This window comes from Streptomyces sp. NBC_00887, assembly GCF_045207585.1.
In genome coordinates, this window is the sequence record NZ_CP108788.1 from 6,496,504 (window position 1) to 6,522,391 (window position 25,888).

Here is a 25,888-nt window from a genome sequence, read left to right on the forward strand (position 1 = left end):
CCAGGACTGTTGACAGTCCCAGGACTACGGTCCATCATCTTGCTTAGTGGCTCGCAGTCCTAGGACAGTGAGTTTCTGGGGGCCCTCTTTGGGCTGCTCCACGTCAATCCAGGGAGTATTCAGATGCCGTCCTTCAAGATCGATGTTTCGACCGCTGTCGTGTTCGTGGCCACACCTCCGACGCCGAAGCTCGTGAGCAAGCAGACCGGTGAGATCGCGATGGACCGGGAGACCGGTGCTCCGCTCGCGACGGTGGGTCTTCTGATCTCGGATGAGGGGGAGGGCAACCTCTACCAGGTGACCGTGCCGAGCACGGGTGTCCCGGAGAACCTGACCCCGGGCACGCCAGTCACGGTCGTCGGCCTCAAGGCGCGGGACTGGGAGAACACCTTCAACGGCCAGACCCGGCACGGGATCAGCTTCCGCGCGGTGGCCATCACGGCGGGTGCCTGATCATGTCGGACATCGCCACGGTGATCGAGGTGGCTGGGGCCTTATCGGCTGCCGGTGGTCTCGGCTATGCGAAGGTTCGCGCTCCTCGCGTGTTCTGGTCGCTGGTTGGTCTGCCGGTCGCCCGGGTCCGCTTCGCCGCCACGTACCGGTCCACGATGGATGTGTGCGGGCTGACGGTTCAGCCGTCCCGCCTGCGGGCGTTCATGGTCCGCAACGTGGCCCGCCGCCAGGACGTGCAGCCGGTCCCGCCCAAGGTCCGCCGGGTCCGCGGCTCGTCCACGGGCATGCGGGTCACCCTCCGCCTCCCGGCCGGTCTGGAGCCTGCCGACGTGGCTGCTGCCTCGGAACGGCTCCGGCACGCCTGGGGCGTCCACTCCGTCCACGTCGTAGAGACCAAGCCCGGTTTCGTCGAACTCCGTATGACCGGTTACGACGTGCTGCGGCGGGTGAAGATGCCGCGCCGACTGCCCCGCAAGGTCACCTCGGGCCCGTTGGTGGTGCCGGTGGCCCTGCGGGAAGACGGGACCGCGTTCGTCCGCGACTACAAGAAGATCCCGCACAGCCTGATCCTGGGCGCGAACCAGTCGGGCAAGTCGATGTACCAGCGCAACCTCATCACCGGCCTCGCCAAGCTCCCGGTCGGTCTGATCGGGATCGACTGCAAGCGCGGAGTCGAACAACGCGGATACGCACCCCGCCTCTCCGCCCTCGCCGTCACCCCGGACGAAGCCTCACAGCTGCTGGAAGTCCTGGTCCGAGAGATGGAAGAGCGCTTCGACACCCTGAGCGCCCACGGAGTCTCAGACCTCTGGGACCTCCCGGTGAAGGCTCGGCCGGTGCCCCTGGTGGTGCTGGTGGACGAGGTGGCCGAACTCTTCCTGACGGCAGCGAAGAAGGACGAGGAACGCCGAGACCGCATGGTCATGCACCTGGTGCGCCTGGCACAGATGGCCCGTGCGGTCGGGATCTACCTGGAGATCTGCGGGCAGCGCTTCGGCTCCGAACTCGGCAAGGGCGCCACCATGCTCCGCGCTCAGCTCACTGGCCGCGTCGTCCACCGCGTCAACGACAAGCAGACCGCCGACATGGGCTTGGGCGACATCGCCCCCGATGCGGTCTTCGCTGTCACCACGATTCCGCCGGATCGCCCCGGTGTGGCCGTGGCCGGTGACGCCTCTGGTGGCTGGTCCCGCATCCGCACCCCCGAAATGAGCGCCGCCGACGCCGTGGCCCTCTGCCACGAGTACGCGCACCTGACCCCTGGCGTCCCGGCCTTGGCCCCGTTCCGGCCGGTCGTCCGCACCGCCGCCGCCCCGGCTCCGGCCTCTCCGCTGGCCAGCCCGCGGCCGGTCACCGAGTAGGGCCCGTACTTCCCCCGGTTGGCGTGACCGTCTCGCGCCAGGTCCCTACCCCGCCCATGCCCGGAACCGGAAGGACCCCACGTCATGGCCACACGGACCACCAAGCCCAAGAAGCCCCCCGCCTCGACCGAGCCGGCCGCCTGCAAGCCCTGCGGCGGGACCGGATACGTCCCCACCACGGTTCGGGTCGGTCGCAAGCGTCGCCCGGTCGGCCAGCAGGACGGGCTCTGCCTCAACTGCCTCGGCTCCGGCACTGCCCCCGACGCCTGACCCTTCGCCCCGGGTGCCGGGCGGTGACCACCAGATCCCGCCCGGCCCCGGCTCACCCCCGAAAGGAGGTGACCTGATGTCCCGCAAAATCCGCCCCGACGCCGTACTCGTTCAAGCCGTCATCGCCGGTGCGCTGTCGTTCTCGCACCTGCACGACCTTGCCGAAGCTGCTGGGCAGGACGGCTGGAAAGCCTGGGCCTACCCGATCAGCGTGGATCTGCTCCTCGTCGCTGCTTGGCGCCGCATGCGCACCCACGCCGACAACCGCGCCGCCTGGGTCTGGTTCGTCATCGCGCTCGCCGCCTCACTAGGCGCGAACATCGCCACCGCCGGACTCCTCGACCTCGGCAACGTGCCCGCCTGGCTGCGCATCCTCGTCGCCGGATGGCCCGCTCTCGCCTTCCTCGGCGGCACCCTCCTCGCCCACGCACCCACCACACCCGAGCCCACAGCCCCGGGTACCGCACCGCTGGCTGGTCCAGACCCCGGACCGGCCCCGGACGTCACGGTGGAGCGGGCCCCCGAGCCGGCTCCCGAACTCCCGCCGGCATCCGTGCCGACCCCGGCTCCGGCTGCTGTTCCGGCCGTGGCTGTTCCTCCGGCCTTGCTCGACCACGCCCGGAAGGTCGCGGACACACATCACGCGACGACCGGTGCCCGGATCGACTCGGCCACCCTCCGCGCCCGCCTCGGCGTCCCCGCCCCACTCGCCGATGCCATCACCGCCCAACTCGCCTAACACGAAAGGAACTCAGTAGATGGCCCTGCTCAACTTCAACCGACCCGCCGACTACGTCGCCGCTGCCCGGGAGATGGCCGACGCCGGCCGCCCGACCCTCGCCCGCCTGCTCGCCGAGGAAGCGGCCGACCGGACCGACAACCCGGCCGACGCCGCCCGAATCCTCAACGAGTTCCCCGGCAACAGCCTCCGCCAGGAGGACTGACCATGCCGCGCCCGAACCGCTTCACCGACGTGATCCGTATCGGCCCCGTTCAGGTCGGCACGCACTACGACGGCCGGGGCCGCACCAAACACACCGCTGTCTGCACCGCCCCCGGCTGCAACTTCTCCGCCGACTACCACGGCCGCGCCGCCGCGGAACTCGCCGCCAAAACCCACCGCTGCAACCCCTGACCGGAGGTGACTCCGTGCGCTACCCCGAGGACCAGCTCAACGCCGGTCACATCCCGGCTGACCTGCTCGCGCAGCTCCCGCCCGGCACCGACGCCCGCCAGATCGTCATCGTCCGGCCCGCACCCCGCAACTACACCGGTCCCATCCTGCTCGCGCTCACGATCACCGGCGGAATCGCCCTGATCGTTCTCATGATCGCGGTCACCCTGCACGTGGTCGCCGCCGCGACGGTCGCTGTTCTCTCGGCAACCGGCGGCGTGGGCCTCACGCTCAAGCGCTCCTCGCACCGCTGCAAGTAGCCCCCGGGGCGGCCTCAACCGCCAAGTATCCGCCGCCCCGGGCGCCCAACCCACTCCAGATCCAACGGACCCGAAAGGGAGATCCCATCATGCCCCAGCACATCCGCCCCCGGCCGATCTGCGCCCACTGTGACGGCTTCCCCCAGGTCACCATCACCACCGGCCAGACCACCCCGGACGGACGCCGGCAGACCATCACCGCAGACTGCCCCGCCTGCCACGGCACCGGCCACACCGCCCCCACCCGCGCCTACGCCCGTGCCGGGGCGTGATCTCCATGGCCCTCCTGAACTGGAGCGACAAGAAGCACTTCGACCCCACCGGCGACAAGCCCTGCGTCCTCTGCGACAAGCCCACCCCGCTGCGCTCCGACCGCGGCAAGCCCGTCCACAAGGTGTGCGCCGAGGACTGGATCGACAACCACCCGCCCAAGGAGAACCAGTGACGGACACCGCCACTGCGGCGGGCCTGGACCCGACCACCCTCGCCGATGTGCTGAGGGTGGCCGGGTCCACCGGCTTCGACCGCTGGAACGAACAGATCCGCCGCACCCAAGGATGCGCACAGCCCATCCACCTCAGCGGCGCCACCAGGACCACCGACCGGGCAACCGGCACCCTCCTGCACCACTACACGACCGACACCGAGCCCGGCGGCCTGTTACGCATCGCCTGCGGCAACCGCCGCGCCTCCCGCTGCCCCGCCTGCGCCTGGACCTATGCCGGCGACACCTACCACCTCATCCGCGCCGGCCTCACCGGAGACCCCGACAAAGGCACCCCGCACACCATCCGCGAACATCCCCGCGTCTTCGCCACCCTCACCGCCCCCTCCTTCGGCCCCGTCCACAACCGGCTCGGAAGCCGGCCCTGCCGCTGCGGCACCCACCACCCCGAAACCGCCCCCGAACTCGGCACCCCGCTCGACCCGGCCACCTACGACTACGCCGGCGCCGTGCTGTGGAACAACCACGCCTCTGACCTCTGGCGCTACTTCACGATCTACCTCCGCCGAGAGATCGCCCGCCGAGCCGGCCTCACCCAGAAAGCAGCCCGCGAACAGTCCCGGCTCTCCTTCGGCAAGGTCGCCGAGTACCAAAAGCGCGGTGCGGTCCACTTCCACGCCGTGATCCGCTTCGACGGACCCGACGGCCCGGACTCGCCGCCCCCGGCCTGGGCCACCCTCGATCTCCTCGACGACGCGATCCGCGCAGCTGCCGCCCGGGTCGAAGTCACCGTGCCGGCCAACCCGGCCTCAGGGATGCCCAATGACTGGGTACTGCGCTGGGGCACACAGCTCGACGTTCAGGCGATCGGCGCGTTCGGGAACGGCGAAGACCTCACCGAACAGGCCGTGGCCTCCTACGTCGCGAAGTACGCCACCAAAGCAGCCGAGACCACCGGCACCGTCGACCACCGCATCGGCAACAAAGAAGCCCTGATCCTCCTCGACGTCCCGGAACACCCCCGGCGGTTGATCGAAGCGTGCCTCGACCTCCACCACGCCTACCCCGACCGCAAGCTCCGCGACTGGGCCCACATGCTCGGCTTCCGCGGCCACTTCTCCACGAAGTCACGCCGCTACTCCACCACCCTCGGGGCCCTCCGCCAGGTCCGCGCCGACTACCGCGCCGCACAGCAACGCGAAGCCCTCGGCCTGCCCCACCCGGACGACCACCCCGAAGCGACCACGCTCACGCTCGCGCACTGGGCCTACGCCGGCCACGGCCATACCCCCGGCGAATCCTGGCTCGCCGCCAACATCCACCGCGACATCCAACACAACCGCGACCACGCCCGCGAACACCGCGTCGAACTGCAAGACCAACTCGTACTGGAAGGGGCCGACGCATGACCACCGCAACTGCCGAACTGCTCACCGTGCCTGAGGTCATGGCGCGGCTCAAGCTCGGGCGCTCCACCGTCTACGACCTGATCCGTTCGCGCCGACTGACCTCGATCACCATCGGTCGATCTCGGCGCATCCCCGCCGACGCCGTTCGGGACTTCATCGTCAACGAGATCGAGGAGGCCGCCTGATGGGCACTCAGCGAAAGCGCAATCCCAATGGCGCGGGCACCATTACCAAGCGCAAGGACGGCCGATTCCAGGCCGCGGTCTACGTCCTCCAGCCGGACGGCACCCGCGCGCGCAAGTTCGCCTACGGCAAGACCTGGGCCGAGTGCGACACCAAGCGCCGTGACCTGCTCGGCAAAGTGGACCAGGGCGTCCCCGTGCCCACGCGGTCTGCAAAACTCTCCGAGTGGCTGCCCTACTGGCTCGACAATGTGGTGAAGCCTCGGCGCAAGCTCAGCACGTACGACAAGTACGAAGCGCACGTCCGGCTGTACCTGGTGCCCCTGGTCGGAGGGAAGCGGTTGGAGTCGCTCGGTGTCGCTGATGTCCGGCGCTTCCTCGTCCAGCTGGAGAACAAGACCACCGCGGCTACTGCCAAGGAATCGCACCGGGTTCTGCGCACCGCCCTCACTGCGGCCTGTCGGGAAGAACTGATCACTAGGAACGTAGCCAGCCTTGTTGAACCACCCCGGGCAAAGTCGAGAGAGCTGAGCCCTTGGTCCCTGGACGAGACCCTGACCTTCCTGGCTGCGGCGCGCAAGGATCCGCTCTACGCCGCGTTTGTCCTCGCCATCACCATGGGCCTTCGGCGCGGGGAACTGGTCGGGCTTCGTTGGACTGACGTGGACCTGGACAACCGAGTCCTCTACGTCCGCCAGCAGACCCAGCGGCGGCGCGGTGTTCTTTACGACGACGATCCCAAGGGGCGACGCCGACGGGCTGTGCCGCTCCCGGCCATGTGCATCGCGCCCCTTCGCTGGCACAGGATGCGACAGGTTGCCGCCAAGGCTCGAGCGGGGGAGTCGTGGCAGGAAGGCGGGCATGTCTTCGTCACTCGGACCGGTCGCCCGGTGGAGCCGCGGAACGTCTACCGCTCCTTCACCCGCGTTGCCGAATCAGCCAGCCTCCGGGTGATCCGCCTTCACGATGCCCGGCACGGCTGTGCCACGATCCTCACCGCGGCCGGGGTGGCTCCTCGCGTCGTGATGGAGATCCTCGGCCACAGCCAGATCAGCATCACCATGGACGTCTACACGCACGTCGTCCAGGACACCCAGCGCGAAGCCATCAGCCACATGGACAGGCTGCTTAAGAGGCGGCCCGGCCGTGACTGACCGCCGCCGTTGATGTCAGACGTGGATGTCAAAGACCCCGGACCATGATCGGTCCGGGGTCTTTTCGCTTGTGCCCCCGGCAGGATTCGAACCTGCGACACCCGCTTTAGGAGAGCGGTGCTCTATCCCCTGAGCTACGAAGGCGGGGATCTGTCGGAAAACGTGTCTGAAAGTCTGCCTGGGGAGGCGGACGCTCAGGCTTGTTCAGCGACAGGTCGTGGTGGCGGCCTGTGAGGGCGTAGCCACCGCGGTCAGTGTAGCGGGTGGCGTCTGGTCCGAGGGCGGAGAGAGGTGGGTGCCGGCTCAGGCTGCGAGCGAATGGGCGATCTTGGCGCGTGCGACGGAGTTGCTCAGCGAGGCGTAGCCGATGTAGATCAGCGGGGCCGCGTTTGCCCCGTAGGCGGGGACTCTCGCGGGGCGGTTGCTCTGGTCGAAGCTGGAGTGCTGGGATTCGCGGCCTCGGCGGAAGCCCCTGAGGCGGCGCCGACGTGGGTGTCCGGCGGGATCTGCCTCAGGTGCTTCGCCGCGATGGAGCTCCACTTCGCCGAGGTGGACTTCCGCACCCCATGCGCCAAAGCTCCGGCCTCCGCGATCCGTTCGTCCGGCATTCAGAGTCTGTTCAGCCAGCGGGCGGCGGGCGGCGGGCGGCGGATCAGTCGCCGATGAACGTCTCGAGGTCGCGCACGATGGCGGCCTTCGGCTTGGCGCCGACGATCGTCTTGGCGACCTCACCGTTCTGGTAGACGTTCAACGTCGGGATGGACATCACGCCGTACTTGGCGGCGGTGGCCGGGTTCTCGTCGATGTTGAGCTTCACCACCTGGATCTTTTCACCGTGCTCGGCCGCGATGGCTTCGAGGGACGGCGCGATCTGGCGGCACGGTCCGCACCAGGCGGCCCAGAAGTCCACCAGCACGGGCTTGTCGCTCTTGAGGACGTCCTCTTCGAAGGAGTCGTCCGTCACGTTCTTCAGTGCCATGGCAGTGTCCTTCTACTCGGTTCCGGCGTCGGCCAGTGCGGCCAGGTAGCGCTCGGCGTCCAGAGCGGCCGCGCACCCGGTACCCGCCGCCGTGATCGCCTGGCGGTAGGTGTGGTCGACCACGTCGCCGGCACCGAAGACGCCGGGGACGTTCGTACGCGTGGAGGGAGAGGCGACCTTCAGGTAGCCGTCGTCGTCCAGGTCCAGCTGCCCCTTGACCAGTTCGGTGCGCGGGTCGTGCCCGACGGCCACGAACAGGCCGGTGGCGGGCAGCTCCGAGAGGTCCCCGGTGACGGTGTCGCGAAGGGTGAGGCCGGCGAGCTTACCGTCCTGCTCGCGGAGTGCGGCCACCTCGCTGTTCCAGGCGAAGGTGATCTTCGGGTCGGCGAAGGCACGCTCCTGCATGGCCTTGGAGGCACGCAGCGAGTCGCGGCGGTGCACGATGGTGACCGACTTGGCGAAGCGGGAGAGGAAGGTGGCCTCTTCCATCGCGGTGTCGCCACCCCCGACGACGACGATGTCGTGCTCGCGGAAGAAGAAGCCGTCACAGGTCGCGCAGTACGAGACGCCGCGGCCGGAGAGCTCGTCCTCGTGCTCCAGCCCGAGCTTGCGGTGCTGCGACCCCGTCGTCACGATCACCGCCTTGGCGCGGTGAACGGTGCCCGCGGTGTCGGTGACGGTCTTGATGTCCTCGCTGAAGTCGACGGCGACGATGTCGTCGGGGATCAGCTCGGCGCCGAAGCGCTCCGCCTGGGCCCTCATGTTGTCCATCAGGTCCGGGCCCATGATGCCGTCGCGGAAGCCCGGGAAGTTCTCGACCTCGGTGGTCTGGATCAGCGCGCCTCCGGCGGTCACCGACCCTTCGAAGACCAGCGGCTTCAGCGACGCCCGCGCCGTGTACAGCGCGGCGGTGTAGCCGGCCGGGCCCGAGCCGATGACTATGACATTGCGGATCTCGTTCTCAGCGGTCACTTCACGGCCTCCGGGGCGATCTCTTCGATGAGTCCTTCGACGAGCTTCTTGATCTCGTCGCGGATGGGTCGCACGGCTTCGACGCCCTGGCCGGCCGGGTCGTCCAGCTTCCAGTCCAGGTAGCGCTTGCCGGGAAACACGGGGCAGGTGTCGCCGCAGCCCATCGTGATGCAGACGTCCGACTCCCTCACCGCGTCCACGGTCAGGATCTTGGGGGTCTCGGCGGACATGTCGATGCCGACCTCACGCATCGCCTCGACGGCTGCCGGGTTCACGGAGCCGGCGGGGGCGGATCCGGCCGAGCGGACCTCGACGCGGTCCCCGGCCAGGTGGTTGAGCCATGCGGCGGCCATCTGGGAACGGCCTGCGTTGTGGACACAGACGAACAGCACGGAGGGCTTGTCGGGCATCGAAGTCTCGCTTGCTTCGTTTCGGGTCGGAACCGATTCGCATCAGCATCCGGTGGTGTCAGCGACCACTGATGTGAGAGTATCAGTACATGATGACGTCAGTCGACACTGAACTGATCCGAGTTCTGGGCGACCCCCTGCGGCTCCAGATCGTGACCCTGCTCGCCCGCGAGACGCTGTGCACCACCCACCTCGTCGAGGAGACCGGTGCCAAGCAGACCAACCTCTCGAACCATCTGAGAGTGCTGCGCGAGGCGGGGATCGTGGAGACCGAGCCGTGCGGACGCTTCACCTACTACAAGCTGCGCCCCGACGTCATCACGCAGCTCGCAGACCAGTTCGCCGCGCTGGCCGCCACCGCGCGCACCGCCGCAGAGAACAAGAGGGCCTGTCCGTGACGCGTACCGAACCAGCCGCGACGACCGGGGACCCCTCGGTCGTCGCCGAGTTGTCGACGCTCGACCGCTTCCTCGCCGTCTGGATCCTGATCGCCATGGGCCTCGGCCTCGGGCTCGGCCGGCTGATCCCGGGCCTGAACGATGCTCTGGCAAGGTTCGAGATCGGAGGCATCTCGCTGCCGATCGCCGTCGGCCTGCTGATCATGATGTACCCGGTCCTCGCCAAGGTCCGCTACGACCGCCTTGACGCCGTCACAGGCGACCGTCGACTGATGATCTCCTCGCTGGTCATCAACTGGGTCCTGGGCCCGGCCGTGATGTTCGCCCTCGCATGGATCTTCCTCGCGGACCTGCCCGAGTACCGCACGGGCCTGATCATCGTCGGCCTGGCGCGCTGCATCGCCATGGTCATCATCTGGAACGACCTGGCCTGCGGAGACCGCGAGGCGGCGGCCGTGCTGGTGGCGCTGAACTCCGTCTTCCAGGTCATCGCGTTCGGCGTGCTCGGCTGGTTCTACCTCGACCTGCTGCCCGGCTGGCTCGGCCTCGGCAACGGGGAGCCGCTGGACATCTCCATGTGGAAGATCGCGCTGAACGTCGTCATCTTCCTCGGCGTTCCCCTGCTCGCCGGCTTCCTGACCCGCCGCATCGGCGAGAAGAAGCTCGGCCGTGAGTCCTACGAGAGCACCTTCCTCCCGAGGATCGGTCCCTGGGCGCTGTACGGCCTTCTGTTCACGATCGTCGTCCTGTTCGCACTGCAGGGGAAGACCATCACCTCGCAGCCGCTGGACGTCGTCCGTATCGCGTTGCCGCTGTTGGTCTACTTCGCCGTGATGTGGTTCGGCACCTTCCTGCTCGGCAAGGCGATCGGCCTGAACTACGAGCGCACCACGACCCTCGCGTTCACCGCGGCCGGCAACAACTTCGAGCTGGCGATCGCCGTCGCCATCGCCACGTTCGGCGTGACCTCCGGGCAGGCCCTGTCCGGCGTCGTCGGCCCGCTGATCGAGGTCCCGGTGCTGATCGCCCTTGTGTACGTGTCGCTTGCCTGGCGGCGGAAGTTCGCCACGTCGTGACCCCTGACGCGGATGTGGTGGTGATCGGCGGCGGTCAGTCAGGGCTCGCCGCCGGTTACCACTTGCGCCGCCTCGGGGTGGACTTCGTCATTCTTGACGGCCAGACCACGCCGGGCGGCGCCTGGCGGCACACCTGGGACTCGCTGCACCTGTTCTCCCCTGCGGCGTACTCCTCCCTGCCGGGCAGGCTCATGCCACCGCAACCCGGCGAGACGTATCCCGACGCCGCGCACGTCGTCTCCTACCTCACGGACTACGAAGAGAGTTACGAGCTGCCGATCCAGCGACACGTCCGCGTCAAGGGCGTCCACAGGCATGGGTCGCTGCTGCGCGTGAGCACCGACGCCCGCACATGGCATGCCCGCGTCGTCGTCAGCGCTACGGGTACCTGGTGGCGCCCGTTTCTGCCCACGGTGCCCGGCCGGGACCACTTCACCGGCGTACAGCTGCACACCATGGAGTACCGCCGCCCGCAGGACTTCGCCGGGCAGCGCGTCGTCGTGGTCGGCGGCGGGAACTCCGGGGCCCAGATTGCCGCCGACCTGGCGTACGACACCGATCTCACCTGGGTCACTCGGCGAGAGGCCCGGTTCCTGGCCGACGAGATCGACGGCCGCGCCCTGTTCGACGCCGCCACCGCCCGTCGTCGCGCGCTCGACGAGGGTCGCGCCGACACCGGCGGAGTCGCCTCGCTCGGCGACATCGTCGCCGTACCGCCCGTGCGGGAGGCCCGCGACGCCGGACTGCTGAAAGCCTCCCCGATGTTCAGCCGCGTCACCGCGACCGGGGTCGAATGGGCCGACGGCACCCGGGCGGACGCGGACGCGATCATCTGGTGCACCGGTTTCCGGCCTGCCCTCTCCCACCTGGCGCCCCTCGGCCTGCGCGGGCTCCGTGGCCACATCCCCACGACAGGTACTCGGGCCACGGACGAACCCCGCCTCCACCTGCTCGGATACGGCGACTGGACCGGCCCCGCCTCGGCCACCCTCATCGGCGTGGGCAGCCCCGCCCGCTCCGCCGCTCAGGAGATCTCCGCCCTGCTGAAGGAGACACACTGTCCGGCGAAGGGCTCCGGGGCCCGGTAGTCCGTGACGTGCAGGAGGTCCCGGTGAAGGAGCCCGGGCAGGGCGGTGCGGTTCGGCTTGCCGAAGCCGCCGGTAGCCGCGACCGCTGCGCGTGCCGTCAGGTGAGTCCGCTCTCCAGCGCCGGCGCGCACCCGTTCGTCCGCCCGGACCTCGCTGACGCGCTCCCCGACGGGCAGGCCGGGCAGCGAGCTGTACCGGGCCGGGAAAACCGGGTGAGGCTGTCGTAGCAGGCGGCCAAGGGCCGGTCGTCCGCCCGGAGGCCGCCGGCACCACCGGCTCCAGCCCCTGCTTCCGCAGGGCCTGCGGGGCAGCCGGCCGGACTCTCCGCCGCCGATGACCGCGACATCGAGATGCTCCATCATTCCACCCTTGATTCGACGTATGTCTATGTTGACGTTCATCGAAGCAGGTGGCATCCTGGACGCAAGAGATCGACAGACATCGAAATAACTGGAGTCATCGTGACTGCGCCGATCAACGGGGTGCCCACCAACGACCTGCCCGCTGTGGTGATCGGTGCCGGCCCGATCGGCCTGGCCGCCGCAGCCCACCTTGCCGAGCGCGGCATCGAAGCGTTGGTCCTGGAGGCCGGAGACAGTGCGGGCAGCGCGGTCCGGGAATGGAGCCACGTACGCCTCTTCTCGACCTGGGCCGAGCTCGTCGACCCGGCAGCCGAGAAGCTTCTCGCCCCCACCGGCTGGGTGAAGCCGGACGGAGCCACCTACCCCACCGGTGGCGACTGGGCGGAGCGCTATCTGCAGCCGCTGGCCGAAACCCTGGGCGACGCGGTCCGCTTCGGTGCCCGCGTGACCGGTGTGTCCCGCCTCGGCCGCGACCGGGTCGTGGATGCCGACCGCGAGCAGCAGCCCTTCACCGTGCACATCCTCAACACCGACGGGACCGAGGAACGGATCACCGCCCGAGCCGTCATCGACGCCTCCGGCACCTGGTCCACACCCAGCCCCATCGGCGGCGACGGCCTCCCGGCTCTCGGCGAGCGCACGGCTTCCGACCGCATCTCCTACCGCGTCCCCGATCTCAGGGATCCGTCCGTACGCGCCCGTTACGCAGGCAGGCGCACCGCCGTCATCGGCTCCGGGGCATCCGCGTTCACCGCCCTCGCCTACCTGGCGGACCTGGCCAAGGACGTCCCGGGCACGCACGCCGTGTGGGTCCTGCGGCGCGGCATCAGCGGCTCCACCTTCGGTGGCGGCGAAGCCGACGAGCTCCCCGCCCGCGGTGCGCTGGGCCTCGCGGCCAAGGCCGCAGTGGAGGACGGGTACGCCTCGGCTGCCACCGGCTTCCGTACCGGCGTCGTCGAGAAGGCCGGCAACCAACTGGTGCTCGTGGCCGAGAGCGGACACCGACTCGATCCGGTCGACGAGGTCATCGTCCTCACCGGCTTCCGCCCCGACCTGTCCTTCGTCTCCGAGCTCCGTCTCGGCCTCGACGAGCGACTCCAGGCCCCGACGGAGCTTGCCCCGCTGATCGACCCCAACCAGCACTCCTGCGGCACCGTCTACCCGCACGGCGTCAACGAGCTCTCCCATCCGGAGAAGGGCGTCTATCTCGTCGGCATGAAGAGCTACGGCCGGGCGCCGACGTTCCTCGCCATGACCGGTTACGAGCAGGTCCGCTCCATCGCGGCCGCGCTCGCCGGGGACCAGGAGGCGGCGGAACGCGTCGAGCTGACGCTCCCCGAGACCGGGGTCTGCGGTGGAGCCGGCCTGTTCGACGAGCCCGGCGCGGCCGAGTCCGAGGCAGGCGGCGGCTGCTGCGCCACCCCGACCACCCTGCAGATCGGCGTAGGAGCCCCGGCGAACTCCGGCGGCTGCTGAGCCCTCACCCCAACCACACAGCAGGAGGCACGCCATGTCCCGTGTACAGCTCGCCCTCCGCGTCCCCGACCTTGCCGCGTCCATCGCCTTCTACACCAAGCTCTTCGGCGCAGAGCCGGCCAAACTCCGCGACGGTTACGCCAACTTCGCCATCACGGAGCCCCCGCTCAAGCTCGTCCTGATCGAAGGGAAGGCGGGAGAGGACACCCGCATGGACCACCTCGGTGTCGAGGTCGACATAACCGAAGCCGTGCACGCTGCCACCGCCCGCCTGTCCGATGCGGGTCTGGCCACAGCAGAGGAACACGGCACGACCTGTTGCTACGCCCTCCAGGACAAGGTCTGGGTCCACGGCCCCGGCCAGGAGCCCTGGGAGGTGTACGTCGTGAAGGCCGACGCCGACTCCCTGGCCAAGCAGCAAGGCAGCACCTGCTGCGGCACGGATGCCGCCGACGCCCGCGTGGGCGAAACGTCCGTCGTCGCCGGCTCGGGCTGCTGCTGACCTGAAGATGACCGACCTTCGCACCTCCGAGGCCGCGACCGGAACCGGGGACCGGTCGCGGCCTCGCGCCGCCCTCCCCGCCCTGTGCGCCACCCAGATCACCAGCTGGGGAATCCTCTACTACGCCTTCCCCGTCCTGCTCCCGCACCTGACCGCAGACACCGGCTGGTCCACGAGCGCCGCCACCGCCGCGTTCTCCGCCGCGCCGCTGAACTCCGCCGTCGCCGGGATACCCGTCGGCCGCATCCTCGACCGGCGAGGCCCCCGCGCCGTGATGACCACCGGCTCGCTGCTCGCAGTCGCCGCAGTGCTGGTCATCGCCGTGGCCCCCAATCTCTACGTATTCACGGCCGCCTGGTTCATGGTCGGCATCGCCATGGCCGCCACCTTCTACCAGCCCGCCTTCGCGGCGTTGACCCGCTGGTGGGGACCGGACCGCGTCCGTGCCCTGACCATCGTCACCCTTGCCGGCGGTCTGGACAGTACCGGGAGGTTCTCGGCGCCGCCGATCCGTACACGCTGACGAGCATGATGAACCACGCGACCGCCCTGGTCACCAACAACAGGACGGCAGAGGCGGTGGCGCTGGAGCGTGAGGCGTACGCCGACCTCGTCCGCATCCTGACAGCCGATCACTACGACGCGATCGGGTGTGCGTCGAACCTGGCGATCGACCTGCGGGCGACCGGAGCGACGGACGAGGCGGCGGCCCTGCATCAGGACGCCCTGGAGCGGGCCGCGGCGACGATGGGGGCGGAACATCCGACCACGCTCGCGGTGCAGGCGTGGGGGAGACTCGACTCGGACATCGAGCCGCCCGCTCCCTGACCCCGCCCGCTCGCTTAACTGGGACTGTCCCGACCCGTCCGCTTCTTACCCAGGACTGTCCCGACCTCGCCCGCTCATTACCCAGGACTGTCCCGACCCCGCCCGGTCCCGGACGCTTGATCCTGACCTCGGGCGTCCCGAACCGGCGTCATCATGTGACGCGCATCACAGGAACTGCGGGTCGTGGGCGGACAAGTCAGGAGGTGAACTACTCGATGCATGCCCGCATCCGCGCGGGGGACCCGGAGGCGTTCCGCGAGCTGTTCCGCGACCATGCCCAGCTCGTCTACCGGCACGCGGTGCGGACCACGGGGGACTGGGACGCGGCCGAGGACATCGTGTCGCTGACCTTCCTGGAGGCCTGGCGACTGCGTGGGAAGCTGCGGGACGAAGGTGACAGTCCGCGGCCCTGGCTGATGGGGATCGCGGTCAACGTGCTGCGCAACACACGGCGCGCGGCCAAGCGGCACGAGAGGGCTTTGGCCAAACTGCCCCTGCGGGACGCGCTGCCCGACTTCGCCGACGAGTTGGTCGGGCGGATCGCGGATTCTGAGGAACTGGCCGCGGCGAAGACCGCGTTGGGGCAGTTGCGCAGGAGCGAGCGCGAGGTCTTCACGCTGTGCGTGTGGTCCGGGCTCGGTTACGCGGAGGCTGCCGAGGCGCTCGGGGTGCCGGTGGGCACGGTGCGTTCCCGGCTGTCGCGGGCGAGAACCCGGCTGCGCAAGCTCACGGACGGGGAGTTGCGCCGTCTGCGGAGAAAAAGGGAACCGGTCGGGACGGGCGGACAAGTACAGGGTGGCCGCGTCGATGCGGTCCGGTCGCACGAGGAGAGGAACCGATGAATCGCACCCCTTGGCGGCGGCGCAGGGAGCCGCTCGACCATGTGGAGTCGGCGGCGCTGCTGCCGGCGCCAGGCGATCCGGTGCTTTCGCACGACCGCCTGACCACGCTCGAGGAGCACCTGATGAACGAGATCCGCCAGGCGCAGGACCGGAAGTCCGCCGATGCCCATCTCCGGACCGCGGCCCTTTTCCCGCCGCGCTCTCCCGAGCCGCCGCGCCGTACCGGCAGCCGCCGGCTCGCGCTGATCGGGGCGGCCGTTGCGGTCGCCGTGCTGGCCGGCGCGATCGGAGTCGCGCGGTTGACGGGGCAGGAGGCCGTCGAAGCCGCCGGTCCACCGGAAGGATCTGTTCCCGCTTCGGTGGTACAGGTCGCGCAGGGCACGACGGAAGGGCTGAGCAGCACGGTCGATCGCATCTCCGTGGCTGCTGTGAAGGAGAAGCTCCCCGAGCCCGGGCCGGGGCAGTTCATCTACATCAAGAGCCAGGTGTCCTGGCTGTCGATGTCGCAGAACGTGGACACCGGGAAGAACGAGACGTATGTGCAGAAGCTGCACGCCCGCCAGGTCTGGCTGTCGCCGGACGGCCGCAGGGGCTGGCTGATCGAGCCGGGCAACGGCACGACGTCCAGGGACGGGATAACTCTTGACGACGACGGGGAGGCCTTGGAGCCGAGCATCGGTTCGCCCAGCTACGACTACCTCAAGACGCTGACCACCGACCCCGACGAGCTGCTGAGGAAGATCTACGAGGAGACGAAGGGGCAGGGCAACGGCCCCGACCAGCAGGCCTTCACCACGATCGGTGACCTGGTGATGGAGCAGGTGATGCCGGCGGAGCTGACGTCCGCGCTGTACCGGGCCGCCGCGAAGATCCCCGGCGTGGTGGTGGTGGATGACACGACCGATGCGGTGGGCCGGCACGGGATCGCCATAGCCCGGACCGATGAGACGGGCGGCGCCCGCACCGAGTGGATCTTCGACCCGAAGACCTTCAGCTATCTGGGGGAGCGCACGGTGCAGATGCGTGACATGGAGGGGGTCGAGGCCGGCACGGTGACCGGGCACACGGCGATCACGGAGCGGGCGGTGGTCGATGCGATGAAGGAGCTCCCGGGGACCAAGGGCAAGGTCTGACCTGGCCGAAAGGGTGAGGAGGGCAGGGGCGGGGAGCCGCTGTTTCTTGACGGGGGCGGGGTGCGGGCATAGCGTCGCCGGGTTGCTGAGCCAGTGCTTGGAGAGGTCGTCCGTGCCGCACACCGACCCCACCCCCACCCCCACCCCCACCCCTTCGCCCTTTTCCACTCCTGCTCCCGGCCACGATCAGGCTGCCCAGGCCGCCCAGGATCGGGCCGCCCGCGAGCGGGCCGAGGCGGTGCTGACCGCACCGGGCGCTCCCTTTGCCGTGGTCCGTGCCGAGCACGGCCCCCTTGTCTATGCCAACGGGCCCCGCACACTGCGCGAGTTCGTGGAGACCACCTGGGCCTTCGGCGACCAGCCGTTCCTGATCGCGGGTGAACGGACCTGTTCGTACGAGGAGTTCTTTGCCGGCGCGTCCTCACTGGCGCGGCGGCTCTCCGAGACGTACGGGCTGCGCCCCGGGGACCGGGCTGTGATCGCGATGCGCAACCACCCTGAGTGGCAGATCGCGTTCTGGGCGGCGCAGTTGGCCGGGCTCGTCGCCGTGCCGCTCAACGCGTGGTGGACCGAAGGTGAGTTCGGCTACGCCCTCGACGACTGCGAGCCGCGGGTGCTGCTGGTCGACGGGGAGCAGCTGCCGAAGGTGGCGGCCTGGGGGGAGAAGGCCGGGGCGCGCTTCGTCGTCTTCCACGACGAGGCAGTCGGGGAAGGAGGGCTGCCCGACAGGGCCGAGCGGTACGCGGACCTGCCCGCCCCCGACCCGCTGGCCGCGCCTCCCGAGGTGGAGGTCCGCCCGGAGGACGACGCCACGATCATCTACACCTCCGGCACCACGGGGCGGCCCAAGGGTGCCGTCGCCACTCACCTCGCCCAGGCGGGTGCCGCTCTCAACCCGCGTTACCAGGCCGCCGCCTCCGCACTGGGCCGCGGGATCATCCCCGGGCAGGGGCCGGCTCCGGTCACCCTGATGACGTTCCCGTTCTTCCACGTCGCGGCGTTCACCAGTCTCTACGCGGCGATGGCGACGGGCGGCACCCTCGTCCTGATGCGCAAGTGGGACGCCGACGAGGCCCTGCGACTGATCCGTGAGCACGGGGTCACCCACTACGCCGGGGTACCGGCCACCGCGCTCCAGCTGCTTGCGGGAGCGGAGCGTGCGGGTGACGGGCTGGAGAGCCTGCTGATGCTGAACACGGGCGGGGCAGCGGCTCCGCCCGACCTGGTCGCGCAGCTCACCGCCCGGCACGGTGAGCGGATCGAGCCGCGCAACGGTTACGGCCTGACCGAGACGAGTGGAGGAGTGCTGGCCAACTTCGGTGCCACGTACCGTGCCCACCCGGAGAGCGTCGGCACCCCGACGCCGGTCACCGAGGTGCGGATCGCCGGTGCCGCGGGGGAGGCGCTGGGGGACGGCGAGGTCGGCGAGCTCTGGCTGCGCGGCCAGTCCTTGGTCCGCGGCTACTGGCGCAACGAAGCGGCGACGGCCGAGGCGTTCAGCGGCGGCTGGTTGCGTACGGGGGATCTCGCCGTGGTCCGGGACGGGCGGGTCGCCGTCGTCGACCGGATCAAGGACATGGTGATCCGGGGCGGCGAGAACGTGTACTGCGTCGAGGTCGAGGCGGCGTTGCACGACCACCCCGATGTCGAGGACGCGGCGGTGCTCGGTGTCCCGCACCCGGTACTGGGCGAGGAGGTCGCGGCGATCGTCCGGCTGCGGCCGGGCGCCGAGGCCGGCGTCGAGGAACTACGGGCTCAGGTGGCCCGGAGTCTGGCCGCTTTCAAGGTTCCGGCCCATGTCCTGGTGACGCACGAACCGCTGCCCCGGAATCCGACCGGGAAGATCCTCAAGCGGGAGCTCCGGGAGACGGTCCGGGAGCATGTGCACAGGAGCGAGGGCTGAGCGCGGCGGGTCTCAGGGCCGGGTGATCCGGACTTCGTAGTTCCCGTCGGTGTCCTTCGAGAGGACGGATATGCGTAGGCCGTTGGCCCGGTCGGTGAACACCTCGCCGGGCTCGAACGGGGCGTCGGAGAGTTCGGCGTGGACGTTGGACCGCCGGGTGCAGCCGCCGCTGTCCTCGGTGCTGTCCGCGACGGACACCGGCCCCTGGCCGGTGTCGACGTCGGAGCTCACCTTGTAGATGAGTACACCGGGCCTGCACACCGCTTCGTCGTTGCCCGCCGCGGTGCGGACCTCCATCGCGTATCCGGACTCGGCGCTCAGCGGCACGAAGGCCAGCTTCGTGCCGCCGGTCGTGGCGAGCGGGCCGAGGGTGTGTTCGCTGGTGCCGGGCATGGCCGCGCACCTGATCTGGCTGTCGTCGAGCCAGCCGAGCTTCCACTTGTGCCAGCCCAGGAGGTCGTTGTTGGCGCCCCAGTCCTCGGACATGATGTCCCAGTGGCCCACGGAGCCGCCGCCCTCGATCGTGTACAGGTCGGGCAGCCCGAAGACATGGCCGTTCTCGTGGGGCAGGACCCGGTAGCCGGTTTCCGCGTACGAGCCCGACCCGTCGTCCTGGCGGCTGTAGACGAAGGACGTGTTGGCGAGCGGGACTCCGTCGGCGAGCGGGGCGTCGTCGTTGCCGGAGAACGTGACCGACAGGACGGTGTCCAGCGCGGAGGGGCCGGCGTTCGGGGTGACCAGGACGTTGACCAGGTCGTATGCGGAGAAGTCCACCTTCGGGTCCGCTGTGATCACGAGGTCCTTGACGAGCTTGCGGTAGCCGGGTTCGTACGGTGAGCCCCGCTCTATCCCGTACGCGGAGAACGGCTGGGGCATGCGCAGCCAGTCCTTCACGGGGGCTTCGGGCACATAGGTGAGGCGGCCGTAGGAGCTGGTGCGGAACCAGTCGGACGTCTGCGGGAAGAATTCCGCGAGCCGGTCCTCGGACGGTTCCGTCGCCTCCGCGTCCGGGAAGTCGATCATCAGGTTGAGGGCCTTGATCTCCCCCGTGGAGCGCGCGTATCCGGGCGGTGTCGGCATGCCCTCCGACATCTGCACGCCCATGCCGGCAGGGATCCGGCACGGGGTGAGTCCCGGGCCCCGGGGGGCGGCCACCGGTCCTGCGGAGGCGCGGCTGGGGTCGGGGAGCGTGGAGCTCGCCGACGCCACGGTCGCGATGACCAGAGCTGTTGCCCCGGTGAGGGCGACGGTGCGGCGGTACCTGCGTATCCGGTGGCGGGGCTGCTGCATAGGGCGCCTTGGGGGTCCGCGGCAGTCGGCCGGCCCTGACTGCGCTCTGGCGATCAGCCTGTGCCGGGTCCTGCGGGTCCGCTCGTTGGGTGCGCCGATGGAGGGGTTTTCACCTCCGCATGATATGTGACGCAGGTCACATATGCTCGGGAAATAACCGGGGATCCTTTCCCCGTTTGCATGGGTGTCCCCGGCGAAACGGGGAAGCGGTCCCCGGTTAGTCCGAGGGTCCGCCCACACACCGAAATGGGAAGGGCCGCTGTCGTGGAGACCGTCGCCGAAACCGCCGCCTGCGCCGTGCAGCGCCGTACGTCCCGTCCGCGGGCCGACGCGCTGCGCAACCGGGAGCGGATCGTCGCGGCCGCGCGCGAGATGTTCGTCGAGTTCGGCCCGGACGTGCCGCTCGACGAGGTCGCACGCCGGGCCGGGGTCGGCAACGCCACGCTCTACCGGAACTTCCCCGACCGGGCCGCACTGACCCACGAAGTCGTCCTCGCGGTCACCTCCCGCACCACCGAACGTGCCAAGGAGGCCGTCGCGGCGGAATCCGATCCGTTCGCCGCGCTCAGCCGCTTCGTGCACGCGGCGGCCGACGAACGGGTCGGCGCCCTGTGCCCGATGCTGTCGGGCGGCTTCGACAAGGATCATCCCGAACTGCTCGCCGCCCGCCGAGGCCTCGAAGAGGCCGTCGAAGGGCTCGTGGAGCGCGCCATGTCCGCAGGGCGGCTGCGCACCGACATCGCCGTCGGTGACGTACTCGTCGCCCTCTCCCAGCTCACCCGGCCGCTGCCAGGCATCGCCTGCCCGGACATCGACCGGTTCACCCACCGCCATCTCCAGCTCTTCCTGGACGGTCTGGAAGCTCCTGCCCGCTCCGAGCTGCCCGGATCGGCGGCGACCTTGGAGGACCTGCGCCGCAGGCACTGACGCCGACGGCACATCAGAGACTCAGCAGACTCACGGGGCCCCAGCGGCCGACAGAACACACAAGGAGCAGGTCGGGCCTGACCAGCAGGTCCGACCGCCGGCACAGTGCGCCCTTTCTCCGGCGCCGTAGGCCCGTTCCACCGACCCACGACCCTTCACGACGACTCTTCGCGTCCACGCGCGTCCTTAGGTGGCTACTCCCATGTCCAAAACAGCCGACACGCTGCTTCCGGATCCCAGTCGCTGGAAAGCACTGGCCTTCATCGCCCTCGCCCAGCTGATGGTCGTCCTCGACGCGACCATCGTGAACATCGCCCTGCCCTCCGCCCAGACGGACCTGGGCATCTCCGAGGGCAACAAGCAGTGGGTCATCACCGCCTACGCGCTCGCGTTCGGTGGGCTGCTGCTCTTCGGCGGACGCATCGCCGACCTCTGGGGACGCAAGCGCACCTTCGTGGTCGGTCTGCTCGGTTTCGCCGCGGCCTCCGCGATCGGTGGCGCCGCGCAGGGCGAGGCGATGATGTTCGGCTCCCGTGCCCTGCAGGGTGCCTTCGGCGCGCTCCTCGCACCGGCCGCCCTGTCGCTCCTCGCGGTGATGTTCACCGACGCCAAGGAGCGCGCCAAGGCCTTCGGTATCTACGGGGCCATCGCCGGTGGCGGTGGCGCGGTCGGCCTGATCCTGGGCGGCTTCCTGACCGAGTACCTGAACTGGCGCTGGACCTTCTTCGTCAACATCCCCTTCGCCATCGTTGCCGCCGCAGGTGCCTACTTCGTCATCCGTGAGCCGGCCGGCGGCCGCAACCGCTCGCCGCTCGACATCCCCGGTGTCGTCCTGTCCACCCTGGGCCTGGTCTCGCTGGTGTACGGCTTCACCCGCGCGGAGTCGGCCGGCTGGTCGGACTCGCTGACCATCGGCATGTTCGTCGCGGCCGCGGTGCTTCTCCTGGCCTTCGTCGTCACGGAGTCGCGCGTCAAGTCCCCGCTCCTGCCGCTGCGCGTCCTGACGGAGCGCAACCGCGGAGGGGTCTACCTCTCGCTGGGTCTCGCCATCATCGCGATGTTCGGGCTCTTCCTGTTCCTGACGTACTACCTGCAGGTCGCGAAGGGCTACTCGCCGGTCAAGACCGGCTTCGCGTTCCTGCCGATGATCGCGGGCATGATCGCCGGTTCCACGCAGATCGGCGCCCGGCTCATGACCCGGGTCCCGCCGCGGCTCCTGATGGGCCCCGGCTTCCTGGTGGCGGCGATCGGCATGCTGCTGCTGACCCAGCTGGAGATCGACTCCTCGTACGCGGGCGTCATCCTGCCGGGACAGCTGCTGCTCGGCCTCGGTATGGGTACGGCGTTCATGCCGGCCATGTCGCTGGCCACGCACGGCATCGAGCCGCGTGACGCCGGTGTGGCCTCCGCGATGGTGAACACCTCGCAGCAGGTCGGCGGCGCCATCGGTACGGCGCTGCTGAACACGATCGCGGCAGGCGCCACGACCGCGTACATCGCCGACCACGCCGCAGGTGCCTCCGACCCGAAGCTGCTCCAGCTCCAGGCCATGGTGAGCGGCTACGCCAGCGCGATCTGGTGGGCTGTCGGCATCCTCGCCGCGGCCTCGGCGATCGCTCTGACGCTGATCAACACCGGGCGTCCGGGCACCGGAGCCACCGGCTCCGGCGGGTCGGCCGAAGGTGCGGACGGCTTCGAGGGCGAGCTCAAGATCCCGGTCGTCGCTCACTGAGCCGGTGCGGGCGCGACGGTGTGACGCCTGAAGCCGCCTGACTCCGGCCGGATCATCTGCCCTGGTTCCGCTCAGCGGAGCCAGGGCAGATCCGCGTCCGTGTCCTCCGGCTGCAGTCCGGTGGCGATGACCTGCATGATCTCGCCGAGGTTGCGTACCTGCTCGGGGGTGAGACGGGCGAACATCGCCTGGCGCACGGCGTCGACGTGGCCCGGTGCGGACCGCGCGAGCATCTCGTGGCCCTCGTCGGTGAGGACCGCGTTCTGGCCGCGCTTGTCCTGGGGGTGCTCCTCCCGGCGGACCCACCCGTTCTTCTCCAGCCGGGCGACGGCGTGCGAGAGCCGCGAGCGGGTGATCTTGGCATCCTTGGCCAGCTCGGTCATCCGCTTCCGGCGCCGGGGAGCCTGGGAGAGGTGGACGAGCAGTCCGTAGTAGATGTGCGGCATACCGGCATCGCGCTGCAACTGGCGGTCGAGGTGATCCTCCAGGAGCGTGGTGGCCTGGAGGTACGAGCGCCAGACGCCCTGCTCCTCGGTGGTGAGCCAGCGGGGCCCGCCGGTGGATGCCGTGGTCATGTACTTCACTGTACGACCTTTTCTTGAAAGTTTAACTAAATAGAGCTAAGGTCTCCCGAGGTTGGAACTTGAAGATTCAAAGAAATGAGCCGTCGAGTTCCCGGTGCCTGTGGCAGGTATCCGCCTCCGGTGCCTGTAGAGAACACATACCTTGGTCGGCCGAGGAATGGGAGTGCCATGACTGACACCGCGGAGCGCATGCCCGCCCTCTATCTCTCGCACGGCGCACCGCCGCTCGCCGACGACCCTGTCTGGCCCGGCGAGCTGGCCGCCTGGTCGGCCGGGCTGCCGCGGCCCAAGGCGATCCTGATGGTCTCCGCGCACTGGGAGGAGGCCCCGCTCGCCCTCGGTGCCACCGAGACCGTCCCGCTCGTCCACGACTTCTGGGGTTTCCCGGAGCACTACTACCGAGTGCGCTACGCGGCCCCGGGGGCCCCGGCGCTCGCGGACGACGTCCGCAAACTGCTGCGCGGTGCGGGCATGCCGGTCCAGGACATCGGTGACCGCGGCCTCGACCACGGGGCGTACGTGCCGCTGGTGGAGATGTTCCCGGGCGCGGACATCCCCGTACTCCAGATCTCCATGCCGACCTTGGACCCGCAGAAGCTGATGGACATCGGGCGCAAGCTCGCCCCGCTGCGCGACCAGGGTGTACTGATCGTCGGAAGCGGCTTCTTCACCCACAACCTGGCGGCGCTGCGGCACCCGGGGGGCGGGATCCCCGGATGGTCGGCGGAGTTCGACGACTGGGGGCACAGGGCGCTCCAGGCGCAGGACATCGACTCACTGCTGGACTTCGAGAGCAAGTCGCCTGCGGGCAGGCTGGCCCATCCGCGTACCGAGCACTTCGCGCCGCTGTTCGTGGCGCTGGGCGCGGCGGAGGGTGAGCTCGATCAGGGGCGCAGCGTCATCGAGGGCTTCTGGATGGGGCTGGCGAAGCGTTCGGTGCAGTTCGGCTGAGGAGCGGCTTCTCGTACCAGGACACGTCCCAGTAGCGGCCGAACTTGCGGCCCACCTCGGTGTACGTGCCGACGTGGCGGAAGCCGAAGGCGTCGTGCAGCCGTGCGGACGGCTCGTTGGGCTGGGCGATGCCCGCGTAGGCGCGGTGGATGTCCTCGCCGGCCAGGGCCTCGAACAGGGCCTTGTACAGCAGTGTGCCTATCCCGCGGCCCGTGGCGCCGGGTGCGCAGTAGACGCTCACCTCGACCGACGTGCTGTACGCCGCCTTGGGGCGGTACGGGCTGCTGGTGGCATAACCCAGGATCCCGGTCGCGTTGTCAGCCGTGGAGCCCTCCTGGGCAACCAGGAGGCGGTACGGGCCGTCTTCAGGGTGGGAGCGCAGCCACGGCAGCCTCTCGTCCGGAGTGAACGCGGCCGTATCGAATGTGAGCGCCGTCTCACGGACGTAGTGGTTGTAGAGGTCTGTGAGAGCTTCCAGATCGGCGTCTGTGCCGGGCCTGACCTGCACTTCTGTCGGTATGCGTGGCATCGGTCCTCCTGCTGGGGCCGACAGGGTACTGCATGATCTCGAAAGCGAACGGTCGCGGTGGGAATTCTGTCCGGATTCCAGTCGTTGTTTCCATCGGATGCAGGGCACCCGAAAGGGTGTCGCGACCAACTGACTAAGGGAGCACGCATGGCAACCCGTGCCGTCGCCCGACGTTCGTCCGCCACCAGCGGCGGGACCACCCGGGCGAGCAGCGTTCGCGCCGTGGGCGGGGAGATCGCCGATCGCGACCTGGTCGGCATGTACCTGGACGAGATCGCCCGCACACCGCTGCTCGACGCCGCCAAGGAGGTCGAGCTCTCGCAGACGATCGAGGCGGGCGTCTACGCCCAGCAGATCCTCGACGGTGAGGTGGAGAGCAAAGCCGGCGGAGCGAAGCGCAAGGAGCTCGAGGCGCTGGTCTCCGAGGGCGAGCGCGCGAAGGACATATTCATCCGTTCCAACCTCCGGCTCGTCGTTGCCGTGGCCCGGCGCTACCCGCGAGCGGGCCTGCCCCTGCTCGACCTGATCCAGGAGGGCAACGCGGGCCTGGTGCGCGCGGTCGAGAAGTTCGACTACGCCAAGGGCTTCAAGTTCTCCACGTATGCGACGTGGTGGATCCGGCAGGCCATCACCCGCTCGATAGCCGACCAGTCCCGCACGATCCGGCTCCCCGTCCACCTCGTGGAGGAGCTCGGCCGGATCCGCAGGGTGCAGCGCGAGTTCAACCGCGAGCACGGCCGCGACCCGGAGCACTCCGAGATCGCAGCCGAGCTGGACTCCAACGCCGAGCGCGTCGGCAACGTCCTGGACTGGGCCCGTGACCCGGTCAGCCTCAACATGTCCGTGGACGACGACGGTGACACGCAGTTCGGTGACCTGCTGGAGGACACCTCCGCGGTGTCGCCCGAGCAGTCCGTGATGACGCTGCTGCGCAGCGAGGAGCTCGAGGACCTGATCGGCAAGCTCGACAACCGCACCGCCTCCATCATCCGGATGCGGTACGGAATCGAGGACGGCCGTGAGCGGACCCTCACCGAAGTGGGCAAGCAGCACGGTCTGACGCGGGAGCGGATCCGCCAGATCGAGAAGCACGCACTACTCGAATTGAAGCGAATGGCTCACGACACGGGCTTTGACGCTGCGGCGTGAGCCAATAACCCGTAACCTCCCAATCAAGCCGGTTCGCACCGGCCCGACG

32 protein-coding genes, 1 tRNA gene and 1 pseudogene are annotated in these 25,888 nt (G+C 69.4%); 26 read left to right on the top strand and 8 right to left on the bottom strand.

Annotation, left to right across the window (positions count from 1 at the left end; translation table 11 throughout):
* Positions 1-123 precede the first annotated feature (123 nt).
* From OG844_RS29710 to OG844_RS29765, 12 genes are all read left to right on the top strand, one after another.
* Entirely contained in the window at positions 124-453 is a 330-nt protein-coding gene (locus OG844_RS29710; protein WP_406394410.1) for a hypothetical protein, read from the top strand.
* A gap of 2 nt (positions 454-455) precedes the next feature.
* Positions 456-1,814: an FtsK/SpoIIIE domain-containing protein gene (locus tag OG844_RS29715; protein WP_406394411.1), complete on the top strand. Its 1,359-nt coding sequence runs from the start codon at positions 456-458 to the stop codon at positions 1,812-1,814.
* A gap of 84 nt (positions 1,815-1,898) precedes the next feature.
* Positions 1,899-2,084: a hypothetical protein gene (locus OG844_RS29720; RefSeq protein WP_406394413.1), complete on the top strand. Its 186-nt coding sequence runs from the start codon at positions 1,899-1,901 to the stop codon at positions 2,082-2,084.
* A 76-nt stretch (positions 2,085-2,160) separates the two neighbouring features.
* Positions 2,161-2,823: a DUF2637 domain-containing protein gene (locus OG844_RS29725; protein WP_406394415.1), complete on the top strand. Its 663-nt coding sequence runs from the start codon at positions 2,161-2,163 to the stop codon at positions 2,821-2,823.
* A gap of 19 nt (positions 2,824-2,842) precedes the next feature.
* Complete coding sequence (locus OG844_RS29730; protein WP_406394416.1) at positions 2,843-3,028, top strand: hypothetical protein; 186 nt, start codon at positions 2,843-2,845, stop codon at positions 3,026-3,028.
* A gap of 2 nt (positions 3,029-3,030) precedes the next feature.
* The gene (locus tag OG844_RS29735; RefSeq protein WP_385488361.1) at positions 3,031-3,219 is read left to right on the top strand and encodes a mobile element transfer protein; all 189 of its coding nucleotides are present in this window, start codon (positions 3,031-3,033) and stop codon (positions 3,217-3,219) included.
* A 14-nt stretch (positions 3,220-3,233) separates the two neighbouring features.
* Complete coding sequence (locus OG844_RS29740) at positions 3,234-3,518, top strand: hypothetical protein (RefSeq protein WP_406394417.1); 285 nt, start codon at positions 3,234-3,236, stop codon at positions 3,516-3,518.
* Positions 3,519-3,607: 89 nt separating this feature from the next.
* Positions 3,608-3,790 (top strand): hypothetical protein, encoded by a 183-nt coding sequence (locus tag OG844_RS29745; RefSeq protein WP_406394418.1) that lies wholly within the window; start codon positions 3,608-3,610, stop codon positions 3,788-3,790.
* Positions 3,791-3,795: 5 nt separating this feature from the next.
* On the top strand, positions 3,796-3,963 hold the full coding sequence (locus tag OG844_RS29750; protein ID WP_406394419.1) for a hypothetical protein: 168 nt from the start codon (positions 3,796-3,798) through the stop codon (positions 3,961-3,963).
* A complete protein-coding gene (gene repSA, locus OG844_RS29755) occupies positions 3,960-5,372 on the top strand; it encodes a replication initiator protein RepSA (protein WP_406394421.1) in 1,413 nt (470 codons plus the stop codon). The genes OG844_RS29750 and repSA overlap by 4 nt, the downstream gene beginning before the upstream one ends.
* The gene (locus OG844_RS29760) at positions 5,369-5,557 is read left to right on the top strand and encodes a helix-turn-helix domain-containing protein (RefSeq protein WP_030075792.1); all 189 of its coding nucleotides are present in this window, start codon (positions 5,369-5,371) and stop codon (positions 5,555-5,557) included. The genes repSA and OG844_RS29760 overlap by 4 nt, the downstream gene beginning before the upstream one ends.
* Positions 5,557-6,708, top strand: coding sequence for a tyrosine-type recombinase/integrase (locus tag OG844_RS29765; RefSeq protein WP_406394423.1), 1,152 nt, complete (start codon positions 5,557-5,559; stop codon positions 6,706-6,708). Before OG844_RS29760 ends, OG844_RS29765 begins: the two co-directional genes overlap by 1 nt.
* Positions 6,709-6,779: 71 nt before the next feature.
* On the opposite strand, the gene OG844_RS29770 is transcribed toward OG844_RS29765, so the two are convergent.
* From OG844_RS29770 to OG844_RS29790, 5 genes are all read right to left on the bottom strand, one after another.
* Positions 6,780-6,852: transfer RNA gene (locus OG844_RS29770), tRNA-Arg, on the bottom strand.
* Positions 6,853-7,011: 159 nt separating this feature from the next.
* The gene (locus OG844_RS29775) at positions 7,012-7,248 is read right to left on the bottom strand and encodes a hypothetical protein (RefSeq protein WP_406394425.1); all 237 of its coding nucleotides are present in this window, start codon (positions 7,246-7,248) and stop codon (positions 7,012-7,014) included.
* A 112-nt stretch (positions 7,249-7,360) separates the two neighbouring features.
* Positions 7,361-7,687 carry a thioredoxin gene (gene trxA / locus OG844_RS29780; protein WP_406394427.1) on the bottom strand — a complete coding sequence of 109 codons (327 nt, stop codon included), beginning with the start codon at positions 7,685-7,687 and terminating at the stop codon, positions 7,361-7,363.
* Positions 7,688-7,699: 12 nt separating this feature from the next.
* Positions 7,700-8,659, bottom strand: coding sequence for a thioredoxin-disulfide reductase (trxB, locus tag OG844_RS29785; RefSeq protein ID WP_406394429.1), 960 nt, complete (start codon positions 8,657-8,659; stop codon positions 7,700-7,702).
* Positions 8,656-9,069 (bottom strand): arsenate reductase ArsC, encoded by a 414-nt coding sequence (locus tag OG844_RS29790; protein WP_406394430.1) that lies wholly within the window; start codon positions 9,067-9,069, stop codon positions 8,656-8,658. The genes trxB and OG844_RS29790 overlap by 4 nt, the downstream gene beginning before the upstream one ends.
* A gap of 89 nt (positions 9,070-9,158) precedes the next feature.
* On the opposite strand from OG844_RS29790, the gene OG844_RS29795 reads away from it, so the two are divergent.
* The 10 genes and pseudogenes from OG844_RS29795 (at position 9,159) to OG844_RS29840 (ending at position 18,677) form a co-directional block, all read left to right on the top strand.
* Entirely contained in the window at positions 9,159-9,467 is a 309-nt protein-coding gene (locus OG844_RS29795; protein WP_384609334.1) for an ArsR/SmtB family transcription factor, read from the top strand.
* Positions 9,464-10,543, top strand: coding sequence for an ACR3 family arsenite efflux transporter (gene arsB / locus OG844_RS29800; RefSeq protein ID WP_406394432.1), 1,080 nt, complete (start codon positions 9,464-9,466; stop codon positions 10,541-10,543). The genes OG844_RS29795 and arsB overlap by 4 nt, the downstream gene beginning before the upstream one ends.
* Entirely contained in the window at positions 10,540-11,631 is a 1,092-nt protein-coding gene (locus OG844_RS29805; RefSeq protein ID WP_406394433.1) for an ArsO family NAD(P)H-dependent flavin-containing monooxygenase, read from the top strand. The genes arsB and OG844_RS29805 overlap by 4 nt, the downstream gene beginning before the upstream one ends.
* 461 nt (positions 11,632-12,092) lie before the next feature.
* Complete coding sequence (locus OG844_RS29810) at positions 12,093-13,469, top strand: NAD(P)-binding domain-containing protein (RefSeq protein WP_406394434.1); 1,377 nt, start codon at positions 12,093-12,095, stop codon at positions 13,467-13,469.
* 34 nt (positions 13,470-13,503) lie between these two features.
* On the top strand, positions 13,504-13,971 hold the full coding sequence (locus OG844_RS29815; RefSeq protein ID WP_406394436.1) for an ArsI/CadI family heavy metal resistance metalloenzyme: 468 nt from the start codon (positions 13,504-13,506) through the stop codon (positions 13,969-13,971).
* A gap of 7 nt (positions 13,972-13,978) precedes the next feature.
* Positions 13,979-14,458: pseudogene (locus tag OG844_RS29820) on the top strand (MFS transporter); the annotation flags it as partial.
* 41 nt (positions 14,459-14,499) lie between these two features.
* The gene (locus tag OG844_RS29825; RefSeq protein ID WP_406394438.1) at positions 14,500-14,799 is read left to right on the top strand and encodes a tetratricopeptide repeat protein; all 300 of its coding nucleotides are present in this window, start codon (positions 14,500-14,502) and stop codon (positions 14,797-14,799) included.
* 215 nt (positions 14,800-15,014) lie between these two features.
* Positions 15,015-15,641, top strand: coding sequence for an RNA polymerase sigma factor (locus OG844_RS29830; protein ID WP_406394439.1), 627 nt, complete (start codon positions 15,015-15,017; stop codon positions 15,639-15,641).
* Entirely contained in the window at positions 15,638-16,774 is a 1,137-nt protein-coding gene (locus tag OG844_RS29835) for a CU044_5270 family protein (RefSeq protein ID WP_406394441.1), read from the top strand. The genes OG844_RS29830 and OG844_RS29835 overlap by 4 nt, the downstream gene beginning before the upstream one ends.
* 112 nt (positions 16,775-16,886) lie before the next feature.
* Complete coding sequence (locus OG844_RS29840; RefSeq protein WP_406394443.1) at positions 16,887-18,677, top strand: class I adenylate-forming enzyme family protein; 1,791 nt, start codon at positions 16,887-16,889, stop codon at positions 18,675-18,677.
* 12 nt (positions 18,678-18,689) lie between these two features.
* On the opposite strand, the gene OG844_RS29845 is transcribed toward OG844_RS29840, so the two are convergent.
* The gene (locus tag OG844_RS29845; RefSeq protein ID WP_406394445.1) at positions 18,690-19,967 is read right to left on the bottom strand and encodes a M6 family metalloprotease domain-containing protein; all 1,278 of its coding nucleotides are present in this window, start codon (positions 19,965-19,967) and stop codon (positions 18,690-18,692) included.
* A gap of 264 nt (positions 19,968-20,231) precedes the next feature.
* Between OG844_RS29845 and OG844_RS29850 the strand changes: the two genes are divergently transcribed.
* Both OG844_RS29850 and OG844_RS29855 read left to right on the top strand, forming a co-directional pair.
* A complete protein-coding gene (locus tag OG844_RS29850; RefSeq protein WP_406396307.1) occupies positions 20,232-20,894 on the top strand; it encodes a TetR/AcrR family transcriptional regulator in 663 nt (220 codons plus the stop codon).
* Positions 20,895-21,096: 202 nt separating this feature from the next.
* Complete coding sequence (locus OG844_RS29855) at positions 21,097-22,626, top strand: MFS transporter (RefSeq protein WP_406394447.1); 1,530 nt, start codon at positions 21,097-21,099, stop codon at positions 22,624-22,626.
* A gap of 71 nt (positions 22,627-22,697) precedes the next feature.
* Here OG844_RS29855 and OG844_RS29860 read toward each other — a convergent pair whose 3' ends face one another.
* A complete protein-coding gene (locus tag OG844_RS29860; protein WP_406394448.1) occupies positions 22,698-23,210 on the bottom strand; it encodes a MarR family winged helix-turn-helix transcriptional regulator in 513 nt (170 codons plus the stop codon).
* A gap of 168 nt (positions 23,211-23,378) precedes the next feature.
* Between OG844_RS29860 and OG844_RS29865 the strand changes: the two genes are divergently transcribed.
* The gene (locus OG844_RS29865) at positions 23,379-24,161 is read left to right on the top strand and encodes a dioxygenase (protein WP_406394450.1); all 783 of its coding nucleotides are present in this window, start codon (positions 23,379-23,381) and stop codon (positions 24,159-24,161) included.
* Here the strand turns inward: OG844_RS29865 and OG844_RS29870 are convergent.
* Positions 24,109-24,690, bottom strand: coding sequence for a GNAT family N-acetyltransferase (locus tag OG844_RS29870; protein ID WP_406394451.1), 582 nt, complete (start codon positions 24,688-24,690; stop codon positions 24,109-24,111). The two genes, OG844_RS29865 and OG844_RS29870, sit on opposite strands and share 53 nt — an antisense overlap.
* A gap of 147 nt (positions 24,691-24,837) precedes the next feature.
* Here OG844_RS29870 and OG844_RS29875 point away from each other — a divergent pair, with 147 nt between their 5' ends.
* A complete protein-coding gene (locus OG844_RS29875; RefSeq protein WP_406394453.1) occupies positions 24,838-25,839 on the top strand; it encodes an RNA polymerase sigma factor RpoD/SigA in 1,002 nt (333 codons plus the stop codon).
* Positions 25,840-25,888 lie beyond the last annotated feature (49 nt).